The sequence below is a fragment of the Citrobacter sp. wls757 genome (assembly GCF_005280935.1).
Taxonomy (GTDB): Bacteria; Pseudomonadota; Gammaproteobacteria; order Enterobacterales; family Enterobacteriaceae; genus Citrobacter; species Citrobacter portucalensis.
The window spans coordinates 1-7,515 of record NZ_SZWU01000090.1; the positions used below are offsets into that span (position 1 = coordinate 1).

6 protein-coding genes and 1 pseudogene are annotated in these 7,515 nt (G+C 54.1%); 3 read left to right on the forward strand and 4 right to left on the reverse strand.

The features are described from left to right. A pseudogene (gene lplA, locus FDW94_RS23465) lies at positions 1 to 137 on the forward strand (lipoate--protein ligase LplA); the annotation flags it as partial. A gap of 150 nt (positions 138 to 287) precedes the next feature. On the opposite strand, the gene deoD reads toward lplA, so the two are convergent. The 4 genes from deoD to deoC form a co-directional block, all read right to left on the reverse strand. Continuing rightward, positions 288 to 1,007, reverse strand: coding sequence for a purine-nucleoside phosphorylase (deoD, locus tag FDW94_RS23470; RefSeq protein ID WP_000224864.1), 720 nt, complete (start codon positions 1,005 to 1,007; stop codon positions 288 to 290). A 204-nt stretch (positions 1,008 to 1,211) separates the two neighbouring features. Beyond that, positions 1,212 to 2,435 carry a phosphopentomutase gene (deoB, locus tag FDW94_RS23475; RefSeq protein WP_003019037.1) on the reverse strand — a complete coding sequence of 408 codons (1,224 nt, stop codon included), beginning with the start codon at positions 2,433 to 2,435 and terminating at the stop codon, positions 1,212 to 1,214. Between the two features lie 51 nt (positions 2,436 to 2,486). Beyond that, a complete protein-coding gene (gene deoA, locus FDW94_RS23480) occupies positions 2,487 to 3,809 on the reverse strand; it encodes a thymidine phosphorylase (protein WP_003845626.1) in 1,323 nt (440 codons plus the stop codon). A gap of 135 nt (positions 3,810 to 3,944) precedes the next feature. Then, positions 3,945 to 4,724, reverse strand: coding sequence for a deoxyribose-phosphate aldolase (deoC, locus tag FDW94_RS23485; protein ID WP_003019042.1), 780 nt, complete (start codon positions 4,722 to 4,724; stop codon positions 3,945 to 3,947). Between the two features lie 261 nt (positions 4,725 to 4,985). Here deoC and FDW94_RS23490 point away from each other — a divergent pair, with 261 nt between their 5' ends. Then, positions 4,986 to 6,536 carry a YjjI family glycine radical enzyme gene (locus tag FDW94_RS23490; protein WP_137378353.1) on the forward strand — a complete coding sequence of 517 codons (1,551 nt, stop codon included), beginning with the start codon at positions 4,986 to 4,988 and terminating at the stop codon, positions 6,534 to 6,536. Further along, positions 6,508 to 7,371, forward strand: coding sequence for a YjjW family glycine radical enzyme activase (locus FDW94_RS23495; protein ID WP_137378354.1), 864 nt, complete (start codon positions 6,508 to 6,510; stop codon positions 7,369 to 7,371). Before FDW94_RS23490 ends, FDW94_RS23495 begins: the two co-directional genes overlap by 29 nt. The last annotated feature ends 144 nt before the right edge of the window (positions 7,372 to 7,515 follow it).

The following is a 7,515-nucleotide window of genomic DNA, read 5'->3' on the forward strand; positions in this document are numbered from 1 at the left end:
TGGCGGAGCGGCTACAGGGCTGCCAGTATCGCGCCGATGTTTTACAGCAGACTTGCGAAGCGCTGGTTACGGAATATCCGGATCAGGAAAACGAGCTGCGTGAACTGGCGGCGTGGGTGGCGAAGGCCGTGCGTTAAGCGATTAGTGGCGAATTGCCGGATGGCGGCTGCGCCTTATCCGGCCTACAAGACCGCTCCTGTAGGCCTGATAAGCGAATCGCCATCAGGCATTAATAGCGGCATTCCCATAGGCCCGGCCAGCGCAGCGCCACCGGGCCACAACAACCCTTACTCTTTATCGCCCAGCAGAACGGATTCCAGCGCGATTTTGATCATGTCGTTGAAGGTCGTCTGACGTTCAGCGGCAGTGGTCTGCTCGTGAGTACGGATATGGTCGGAAACGGTGCAGATGGTCAGCGCTTTTGCACCAAATTCCGCAGCAACACCGTAGATGCCCGCCGCTTCCATTTCCACGCCCAGCACGCCGTATTTTTCCATCACGTCGAACATTTCACCGTCCGGAGAGTAGAACAGGTCAGCAGAGAACAGGTTGCCCACGCGCGCGTCTACACCCAGTGCTTTTGCCGCATCAACCGCGTTACGCACCATGTCGAAGTCAGCGATAGCAGCGAAGTCATGATCTTTAAAACGGATACGGTTAACTTTGGAGTCGGTGCAAGCGCCCATACCGATAACCACGTCACGCAGTTTAACGTCCATACGCACAGCGCCGCAGGAGCCTACGCGAATGATTTTCTTCACGCCGAAATCGGTGATCAGCTCTTTGGTGTAGATGGAGCAGGACGGGATACCCATACCGTGACCCATAACGGAGATCTTACGGCCTTTGTAAGTACCGGTGAAACCTAACATGCCGCGAACGTTGTTCACTTCACGAACATCTTCGAGGAAAGTTTCAGCAATATGCTTTGCACGCAGCGGGTCGCCCGGCATCAATACGACGTCAGCGAAATCACCCATTTCTGCATTAATATGTGGAGTTGCCATTTTTTGTCCTTATTTCGTTGTTATTGCCTGATGGCGGCCACGCCTTATCAGGCCTACAAAACGTATGCAAAACAGTGAAATACCCTAAGGATTTCGCGTTGTAGAAAGGCGACGAATTCGTGAATCCCCGGGAGCATAGATTCACTATGTGACCGGGGTGAGCGAATGAAGTCAACGCATCTACAGCGCGAAAGACAACGGGTATTACAGCATGTTTTTACCGTAGTCCATCGGTGACGTACCAAAGTAGCTCGCCAGCGTCTGACCAATATCCGCGAAGGTTTCACGGTGACCTAAAGAACCTGGTTTCACTTTCGGGCCGTAGACCAGTACCGGGATGTGTTCACGGGTGTGGTCAGTGCCGGTCCAGCTTGGGTCGCAGCCGTGGTCAGCGGTCAGGATCAGAATGTCATCTTCACCCACCAGCTCCATCAGCTCAGGCAGACGGCGGTCGAACAGTTCCAGGCCCGCAGCATAACCGGCGATATCGCGACGATGTCCCCAGGAAGAGTCGAAATCAACGAAGTTGGTGAAGACGATGGTCTTATCACCTGCTTCTTTCATCTCTTTGATGGTGGCGTCGAACAGCGCGTCCAGACCGGTGGCTTTCACTTTTTTGGTGATGCCGCAGTTAGCGTAGATATCCGCAATTTTACCGACGGAAACCACGTGACCGTCTTTTTCGTCGACCAGTTTCTGCAGCACGGTCGGTGCTGGCGGCTCAACGGCCAGGTCGTGACGGTTACCGGTACGCTGGAAGTTACCGGCTTTATCACCGATGAACGGACGTGCGATAACACGACCGATGTTGTAACCACCTTCGGTCAGCTCTTCACGTGCGATTTCGCACAGCTCGTAGAGTTTATCCAGGCCAAACGTCTCTTCGTGGCAGGCAATCTGGAACACGGAGTCAGCGGAGGTATAGAAAATCGGCTTGCCGGTTTTCATATGCTCTTCACCCAGTTGATCCAGGATCACGGTACCGGAAGAGTGGCAGTTGCCGAGGTAGCCTGGCAGGTTGGCACGTTTTACCAGTTTATCCAGCAGTTCCTGCGGGAAGCTGTTTTCATGATCGGAGAAATAACCCCAATCAAACAGAACCGGGACACCCGCGATTTCCCAGTGGCCAGACGGCGTGTCTTTCCCGGAAGAAAGTTCATGCGCCCATGCGTAGGCACCAATCACTTCCGCGTTACCGTCCATACCAGCAGCAATTTTACCGGTAGAACCTTCGTGAGCTTTCACCAGGCCCAGACGGGTCAGGTTAGGCAGATTCAGTGGACCTTTGCGACCATTGTCAGCCTCACCTTTCGCACAGGCTTCTGCAATGTGTCCCATAGTGTCTGAACCTACGTCGCCAAAGCGATCCGCATCTTCAGTCGCACCAATACCAAAGGAGTCCAGCACCATAATAAATGCACGTTTCATCTTGTTCTCCATACATCTGCGCCGCAAAAAAGCGATCAGATCAGTATACAGTTATTCGGTAATACGACGATAGACTGTCGGTGTAATTTCTGGCGCTTTATCGTCAAGGCTAATTGCCGCTTTGACCGCTTTTGCCGCTTCCTGCCAGCTGGCTTCGTCTTTCGCGTGGATCACCGCCAGCGGGCGTTGTCCGTCTACGCTGTCGCCCAGACGCGCCATATCGCTAAAGCCAACGCTGTAATCAATGGTGTCCGAAGCCTGACGACGACCGCCGCCCATGGAAACGACCGCCATCCCCAGCGCGCGGGTATCCATCGCGCTGACAAAGCCTTCGGTATCAGCATATACCGCTTTGCTGAGCATTGCCGTCGGCAGGTACTTCGCATAATTTTCGACGAAATCGGTCGGGCCTTTTTGCGCCGCAACCATGCGACCAAAAATCTCTGCCGCTTTACCGTTGTCCAGCACGGTCTGCAATTTCGCACGGGCTTCGGCGTCATCTTTCGCCAGATTACCGGAGATCAGCATTTCCACGCACAGCGCCATGGTGACGTCTAACAGACGTGGATTGCGGTATTCACCGGTCAGGAACTGCACCGCTTCGCGAACTTCGACCGCGTTACCTGCGCTGGAGGCCAGCACCTGGTTCATATCGGTTAACAGCGCAGTGGTACGTACACCCGCACCGTTTGCCACACCGACAATCGCTTCAGCAAGAGCTTCGGAAAGCTCGTAGGTCGGCATAAAGGCGCCGCTGCCCACTTTCACATCCATCACCAACGCATCCAGCCCTTCCGCCAGTTTTTTCGCCAGAATGGAACCGGTAATCAGCGGGATGGAATCCACCGTCGCGGTAATATCGCGGGTGGCATAAAAACGTTTATCCGCCGGTGCGAGCGAGCTGGTTTGCCCAATAATCGCCACACCCACGTCTTTAATAATTTCACGGAAGCGCGCGTCGTCCGGGAAGATGTCAAATCCAGGAATCGCTTCCAGTTTATCGAGCGTACCGCCGGTATGCCCCAGGCCACGCCCGGAGATCATCGGAATATAGCCGCCGCACGCTGCGACCATCGGGCCTAACATCAGTGACGTTACGTCACCTACACCGCCGGTAGAGTGTTTATCCACAATCGGGCCGTTCAGCTGCAGGCTTTTCCAGTCCAGCACGGTTCCTGAATCACGCATTGCCATGGTCAGCGAAACTCGCTCAGGCATTGTCATATCGTGGAAGAAAATGGTCATCGCCAGGGCGGCGATTTGCCCTTCAGAGATGGTGTTGTCGCGAATACCATTGATAAAGAAACGAATTTCTTCATCGCTCAGCGCATGACCATCACGTTTTTTACGAATAATTTCTTGTGCGAGAAACACGGTAACCCCCAGGGGAAAAGAGTAGAAGGCCGTTGTAGGCCGGGTAAGCAACGCGCCACCCGGCAGTCGTCTTAATGCCGGATGGCGGCTACGCCTTATCCGACCTACGTCGCTACAGCTCCGGCAATATAAGGCTTAGTAGCTGCTTGCGCTCTTGCCGTCGCCGTGACCCAGCGCTTTCAGCAGGCTCGCCAGCAGGCTGGATGCGCCAAAACGGTAGTGACGAGAATCAGCCCAGTCAGCGCCAAACAGTTCATCGGCAATCGCCAGGAACTGCTGTGCATCTTCTGCAGTGCGCACGCCACCAGCCGGTTTGAAACCTACAGTTTTAGAAACACCCATGTCGCGGATCACTTCCATCATGATGCGTGCGCTTTCCGGCGTCGCATTGACCGGCACTTTACCGGTAGAGGTTTTGATGAAATCAGCACCGGCTTTAATGGAGATTTCAGACGCTTTGCGAATCAGTGCTTCTTCTTTCAGCTCACCGGTTTCGATGATGACTTTCAGCAGCACGTTTGCCGCCGCACACGCGTCTTTGCAGGCTTTAACCAGATCGAAACCAATCTGCTCGTTACCGGCGATCAGCGCACGGTACGGGAACACCACGTCAACTTCATCTGCGCCGTAAGCAATCGCCGCGCGGGTTTCAGCCAGCGCAATCTCGATGTCGTCGTTGCCATGCGGGAAGTTGGTTACGGTTGCAATGCGGATGTCCGGCGTGCCCTGCTCTTTCAGGGTCTTACGCGCAATAGGGATGAAACGCGGATAGATACAGATTGCGGCAGTGTTGCCAACCGGGGTCTTCGCCTGATGACACAGCGCGATCACTTTTTCATTGGTGTCGTCATCATTCAGGGTAGTCAGGTCCATCAGTTTCAGTGCACGCAGGCTGCTTGCTGTTAAATCGGTCATAACATTCTCCAACGGCATCGCCGTATAAAATTTCACCTTGCGAGTTTGTTAGTATTCTAACATCCGCTCGCTATCACACTTCGATATACATCACAGTTAATGAAAACCACATACAGATTTGCATTACTCTAATGAGATCTACTTCAAATAAATCACCTTTTCTAAAGGGATGCGGTGGCATCAGGCGCATCCGGATCAAAGGTTACGGCGGCGTTGCTTTCTACAATGGCGTTACACCTTCGGGATAAAAAGGAATCAACGATGCCCACTTCAAGCGAACTCGCGCTGCAACAGCGTTGCCAACAAATCGTGACCAGCCCAGTGCTCAGCCCTGAGCAGAAACGCCACTTTCTGGCGCTGGAAGCTGAAAACGCGCTGCCTTACCCGCAACTGCCTGCACAGGCACGTCAGGCGCTGGATGATGGGGTAATCTGCGATATGTACGAAGGTCATGCCCCGTTCAAACCGCGCTATGTTTTACCCGATTACGCGCGTTTTCTGGCCAATGGCTCATCGTGGCTGGAGCTGGAAGGCGCCAGGGATCTTGATGACGCGTTATCCTTACTCACTATTCTTTACCACCATGTTCCGTCAGTGACGTCGATGCCGGTTTATCTCGGTCAGCTCGATGCCCTGCTGCAACCGTATGTTAGAATTCTAACACAAGACGAGATCGATATTCGAATAAAACGTTTCTGGCGTTATCTCGACAGAACCCTGCCAGACGCGTTTATGCATGCCAATATCGGCCCCGCCGATACACCAGTCACCCGTGCAATTTTACGCGCAGATGCAGAGTTAAAGCAGGTTTCGCCTAATCTGACATTCATTTATGACCCGCAAATCACATCTGACGATCTGCTGCTCAACGTGGCGCAAAATATCTGCGAGTGCAGTAAGCCGCATATTTCCAACGGCCCTGAAAATGATAAAATTTTCACAAAAGGTCAGTATGGCGTCGTCAGTTGTTACAACTCTTTGCCGCTCGCCGGGGGTGGAAGCACGCTGGTCAGGCTTAATCTGAAAGCCATCGCAGAGCGCAGCACCTCTGTCGATGACTTCTTTACGCGCACCCTACCGCACTACTGCCAGCAGCAAATCGCCATCATTGATTCACGATGTGAATTTCTCTATGAGAAATCACATTTCTTTGAGAATAGCTTCCTCGTGCAGGAAGGGTTGATTGATCCCGAACGTTTTGTGCCTATGTTCGGGATGTATGGTCTGGCGGAGGCGGTGAACCTGCTGTGCGATAAGGCGGGACAGAATGCGCGCTATGGGAAAGATGAGTTCGCCAATCAGCTCGGCTATCGTATTAGCGCCTACCTGGCGGAGTTTGTCGAAAATACCCCGGTGAAATATGGCTGGAAGCAGCGCGCGATGCTGCATGCACAGTCGGGGATCAGTTCTGACATCGGCACCACGCCAGGTGCACGCCTGCCTTACGGCGATGAGCCGGACCCGATCACCCATCTGCAAACCGTCTCGCCACATCACGCGTTTTATCACGCCGGGATCAGCGACATTCTCACGCTGGATGAAACCATCAAGCGTAATCCTCAGGCGCTGGTGCAGTTGTGCCTCGGGGCGTTTAAAGCCGGAATGCGCGAGTTTACCGCCAACGTGAGCGGCAACGATCTGGTCCGTGTCACCGGGTATATGGTGCGCCTGTCGGATCTGGAAAAGTATCGCGCCGAAGGGTCACGAACCAACACCACCTGGCTTGGCGAAGAAGCCGCGCGCAATACGCGCATTCTGGAACGACAACCTCGCGTGATTAGCCATGAACAGCAGATGCGCTTTAGTCAGTAGGCTGATTCCTTTCTCCTGCGTCGACGGGCCGGGCAGTCGCCTGGCTCTGTTTCTGCAAGGATGTAATCTGCGCTGTAAAAATTGCCACAATCCGTGGACGATGGGACGCTGCAACGACTGCGGGGAGTGTGTGCTGCATTGCCCGCATGAGGCGCTGAGCCTGAGCGCAGGGAAAATGTGGTGGCAGTCCGATGTGTGTCAGCAGTGTGACACCTGCCTGCATATGTGCCCCCAGCAGGCCACGCCGATGGCGCAGAGTATGAGCGTTGATGAAGTGCTGCAACATATTCGTAAAGCGTCACTGTTTATCGAAGGGATAACCGTTAGTGGCGGTGAAGCGACTACCCAGCTCCCCTTTATTGTGGCGCTATTTACCGCGATAAAAACCGATCCGCAGTTGCAACACCTGACCTGCATGGTCGACAGCAACGGCATGCTGAGCGAAACCGGCTGGCAGAAGCTGCTACCGGTGTGCGACGGCGTAATGCTGGATTTAAAAGCCTGGGACAGCACGTGTCATCGGCAGCTTACCGGCCGCGATAACACGCTGATTAAACAAAGCATTACCTTTTTGTCCGGGCAGAGAAAACTGGCGGAACTCCGCCTGCTGGTAATTCCTGGTCAGGAAGATTATCTACAGCATATCGATGCGCTGGCGGCGTTTATCAAACGCACCGGTGACGTACCGGTACGGCTGAATGCCTTTCATGCGCACGGGGTGTATGGCGAAGCGAAGGACTGGCCGAGCGCCACGCCGAAGGATGTGGAACACCTAGCGCAAAGATTGCGCGAGCGTGGGGTGGATAATTTGATCTTCCCGGCGCTGTACCTGTGATTGCCGGATGCGGCTACATCATTTGCAGGCCGGAAAAAACACAGCCGCCATCCGGAAAAGTTATGCCTGATGCGATTTGCTGATCAGGCCTACGGAGCGCACACTTTTGTAGGCCGGATAAGGCGCAGCCGCCATCCGGCGAAG

Bases quoted from the DNA above. Each gene is read 5' to 3' on its own strand.
- deoD (WP_000224864.1), bottom strand. From the start codon at position 1,007: ATGGCAACTCCACATATTAATGCAGAAATGGGTGATTTCGCTGACGTC.
- deoB (WP_003019037.1), bottom strand. From the start codon at position 2,435: ATGAAACGTGCATTTATTATGGTGCTGGACTCCTTTGGTATTGGTGCG.
- deoC (WP_003019042.1), bottom strand. From the start codon at position 4,724: ATGACCGATTTAACAGCAAGCAGCCTGCGTGCACTGAAACTGATGGAC.
- FDW94_RS23490 (WP_137378353.1), top strand. From the start codon at position 4,986: ATGCCCACTTCAAGCGAACTCGCGCTGCAACAGCGTTGCCAACAAATC.
- FDW94_RS23495 (WP_137378354.1), top strand. From the start codon at position 6,508: ATGAACAGCAGATGCGCTTTAGTCAGTAGGCTGATTCCTTTCTCCTGC.